Source organism: Cobetia sp. SIMBA_158 (assembly GCF_046566945.1).
Classification (GTDB): domain Bacteria; phylum Pseudomonadota; class Gammaproteobacteria; order Pseudomonadales; family Halomonadaceae; genus Cobetia; species Cobetia amphilecti.
Window position 1 is genome coordinate 1 of sequence record NZ_JAWJYL010000555.1, and the last position, 262, is coordinate 262.

Below are 262 nucleotides of genomic sequence, written 5' to 3' on the forward strand. Positions count from 1 at the left end.
GGAGTCCATTTATCGTCGGACAGATAGCGCAGTACGTTCTGCATGAAGTGCTTCATGTCATCTGAATCACCGCTGAGCGTACACTGCCCGTCTTTATTAACGCCCCCGTTCCAGCTGTAACCGTTCGGACAACGCAAAATGCTGTTGTAGTGCGGGTTACCGATAACCATCAGTTTGCCCTCACCGACTTGCCCCAGCGAAATAAACGGCAGGTTAAAGGTGGCGGTATCGCGCGTAACGTTTTCCGGCTCAACAAGAGAAG

General features: G+C 51.9%; 1 protein-coding gene. It reads right to left on the minus strand.

Annotated features, from left to right (window positions below):
* Positions 1 to 262, minus strand: a 262-nt coding sequence (locus R2R70_RS21050; protein WP_410979058.1) for a DUF4092 domain-containing protein, incomplete at both ends; no start/stop codon positions are given.